Below are 3,253 nucleotides of genomic sequence, written 5' to 3'. Positions count from 1 at the left end.
TGCGCTTAAGAACAAGAATCCGCTGAACGCTGAAAAGAGCCGGCTCTTTAGCTCTTGTTCTTAAAACTTGCAACTTGCATCTTGGAACTTGGAACTGATTGGTTTCTCTCGAAGCGAAGCTTCATCTCAAACTCAAAGCGTCTTCTCGCTTTCTCGGTTCGCTCTCGCTCGGAGAACGGAGAGCCGTTCAACAGTCAACCAGTTTCTCTTGCTCTTTCCTACCCGCGATGCCCATCCCCCAACCCCGGTCTTCTGCTTTCCCCTCAAAACTCTTTCTGTTTCAAAAGACAATGTGGTATTCTGTGGATGAAGCAATAGCTGCAGATTGTGTCGTAACTTGCACTGGAATGAAGCAAATACTGCATTTGGAGATGCATATATGGATTTTCTTTTCAGTTCGAACATACTTATCGACTTTTCACTTAAGAAGGCTCTGAAGGTTTTTGCGGAAGAGAAGATCTCTGGTGTAGAGATATGGGTTGAGCATCTGTGGAGAGACAAGAATGGCCTGTCAGAGATTAGGGATCTTCTGGACAGGCTCAATCTCAAACGAACCTTGCATTCCCCGAGTAGAGACGTAAATATCACCTCCTCAAATCCGGGAATCCGCAGAGAGTCGATGAGACAGACTGTCGAGGCGCTTGAGATCGCAACTCATCTTGGAGTCGAGGTTGTCACCATTCATCCCGGACACATGTCTTCCTCAAAAGATAGACCCGACGATTACTTTGAGGTACAGCTTGAGTCGTTTCAGGAGATTGCCAAGACGGCCAGGAAGCTAGGTCTCAAAGTTGCCATAGAGGTAATGGAGAAGAAACCGATGGAGATTATCACAGAACCGGAAGACCTCAATTCGTTGCTCGAGTATGCGGATTTCGATTGTATGGGTACTACCTTTGATGTTTCTCACGCCGCTTCGTGCTTCAAGAATGATGTCGATCAGGAGGTTCTAAATGGATTGATAGTTGATTACATGAGCAAGCTGCGGAAGATTTTCAACGTCCATGTTAGTAACGCCACTTTGACAAAGGTTCATACTCCGTTGCTTAGAGGAGAGTTCGATTTCTTTCCTGTTCTCAGGGAGTTGACGAGTATTTACGATGGGACGGTAACAATCGAGGGATTTGCACCGGGAGACGGTATGCAAGTTCTGCGAGAGAACAAGACCGTAACTTCCAGGTGGAAGGAGATGCTCGGAAATGCATGACAAAGAGTATCCGGTTCTTGAAGAACTAATCCGTGATCAATACGAGGAAGAGGGAATAACTGACTACTGGATAGAGCCTCTTGTATCCTGTAAAGGAGGGAGAGCTGTCGGCAGGATTTCCGACGGCGATACAGTTCTCTTTTGCTGCCGGAGAGGAGAGAGAGAAGTCCAATTGGCGGAAAGCTTTGTCGAAGATAAGTTTAAGCGCTTTCCCGTGACCCGTTTCAACCACCTCCAGTTTATTTCACTAGTTGAATACCACGAGAAGTTTTCTCACATCAAGTCGATCATAGAACCCGTAAGGCCTTCGGTTACTTTGGGCAGATTGCTGAGCGAGGTGGGATTAAAACAGCTCTTGATAACTGAATCAGAGAAGGAGTCACATGTTACGTTTTTTTTCAACGGTCGAAGGAGCAGACTCTTTTCGGGGCAGGTTGCTGAGATAATCCCAAGCTGGAAGAACTTTGCAAGTCATCCCGAGATGAAAAGCGCGCAGATAGGCACTTCCGTTGTGAAGGCCATGGACAGATACGACTTCATCATTGTAAATTTCCCGGCAGGCGATGTGATTGGCCATCTGAATGAAATGGAGCTGAAGATCAAAGCGGCCGCTGAAATTGATGTAGCTCTTGGGAAGGTCTACAAGCAGGCAATCGCACTGGGCAGAACTTTAATTATCACAGCCGATCATGGATTGATGGAGAGGGGAATGAATGAGAACGGTTCTCCATCTGTTTCGCATACGACTGCCCCAGTACCGTTCATAGTTGTCAATCGTCAATTGGGAAAGCAGAACTACATTGCAGATAGTGGTTCACTCGCAGATATTGCCCCCACTATTCTTTCCCTCATGGGAATCGATAAACCGCCTGAGATGACGGGATCGTGCCTGATCCATGATATCCCTGTTTCCAGTGGCGTTGTGCTTGTAATACTTGATGGCTGGGGAGAAGGAAAGAAGGACCCGAGAATCAATCCGCTGGAAGCTGCCGAGACTCCGAATCTGGACTTCCTGAAGGAGAACTACCCATTTTCCAGGCTCAAGGCAAGCGAAGAGGCAGTTGGTCTTCCCGCTGGGAGAAGCGGAAACTCCGAGACCGGCCACCTTACGATGGGGGCCGGCAGAGTGATCGAGCAGGATGAGTTGAGACTTGTTAGAGAGATGGAAAGAGAGCTTGAGAACAACAAGATACTTAGAGATGCCATAACAGGAAGAGGAAGCGGGGCATCGGTTCATGCTATAGGAGTTCTTTCGGAGGCCAGTTCTCACGGCAACATCAGAGAGTTGCTTGAGATATGCAAGGCGGTCCGTCTGAATGGGGCGGAAAAGATATTTGTTCACCTGATACTCGACGGCAGAAGCGCTCCGCCCAGAAGTGCAGTCGATCTTCTGAAGAAATACGGGGAGCAATTGGAACAGTATGAAATTGTCAGTGCAGTGGGCAGAGGTTTTGCGCTTGACAGGAGTAAAGATTACGTTGGGAAAACAAAAAAAGTCTATGATTGTCTCGTGCGTGGCACAGGAAAGTGTTTCTCAAGTCTCTGAAGTATGGAGGATTTATGAACGAAAACGTGAAAATCCTTGATAGAGTTCGCGAGGTTTACCCCTCTCTTTCGAAATCGCAGAGGCTGATCGCAGACAGTATTCTGGAAAACTGGGAGAACACGGCCTTCGTCTCTCCTAGAGAGCTCGGAGAAAGACTTGGAGTAAGCGAAACCACGGTAATAAGGTTTGCCAAAACTCTTGGATATTCAGGCTTCAGCGAGCTTAGAGAGCACAGTCAGAATTTGATCAAGGAGAAACTCACTCCCGCCGAGAAGATGTCTGCAACCGTTCAGAAGATCAAGTCCGGAGAGACAACATTCGATAGACTGCTCACAACAGAAGTCGAGAATTTGAAGGACGGCATATCCAAGGTATCCGCCGAAGAGTTCTATAAGGCGGTGGACTTGATAGAGAAAGCCCGGAGAGTCTTTATCGCAGGTCAGGGGGTTTCGGAAGCCCTCTGCAAATTTCTGGAATTCAGGTTCAGAAGGATGCAGATC

At 47.6% G+C, this 3,253-nt stretch carries 3 protein-coding genes; all 3 read left to right on the top strand.

The annotated features are described in order from the left end of the window. Positions 1–379 precede the first annotated feature (379 nt). The gene (locus tag ENN47_13610; protein ID HDP79183.1) at positions 380–1,207 is read left to right on the top strand and encodes a sugar phosphate isomerase/epimerase; all 828 of its coding nucleotides are present in this window, start codon (positions 380–382) and stop codon (positions 1,205–1,207) included. Further along, positions 1,200–2,753: a phosphoglycerate mutase (2,3-diphosphoglycerate-independent) gene (locus ENN47_13605; GenBank protein HDP79182.1), complete on the top strand. Its 1,554-nt coding sequence runs from the start codon at positions 1,200–1,202 to the stop codon at positions 2,751–2,753. Before ENN47_13610 ends, ENN47_13605 begins: the two co-directional genes overlap by 8 nt. Before the next feature lie 14 nt (positions 2,754–2,767). Then, positions 2,768–3,253: MurR/RpiR family transcriptional regulator (locus ENN47_13600; GenBank protein ID HDP79181.1), on the top strand; the 486-nt coding region annotated here is incomplete at its 3' end.

The organism is Mesotoga infera (genome assembly GCA_011045915.1).
Lineage (GTDB): Bacteria > Thermotogota > Thermotogae > Petrotogales > Kosmotogaceae > Mesotoga > Mesotoga infera_D.
This window is presented reverse-complemented; position numbering and strand designations above follow the sequence as displayed.

Coding starts and splice junctions, on each gene's coding strand:
- ENN47_13605 (HDP79182.1), top strand. CDS start 1,200: ATGCATGACAAAGAGTATCCGGTTCTTGAAGAACTAATCCGTGATCAA.
- ENN47_13610 (HDP79183.1), top strand. CDS start 380: ATGGATTTTCTTTTCAGTTCGAACATACTTATCGACTTTTCACTTAAG.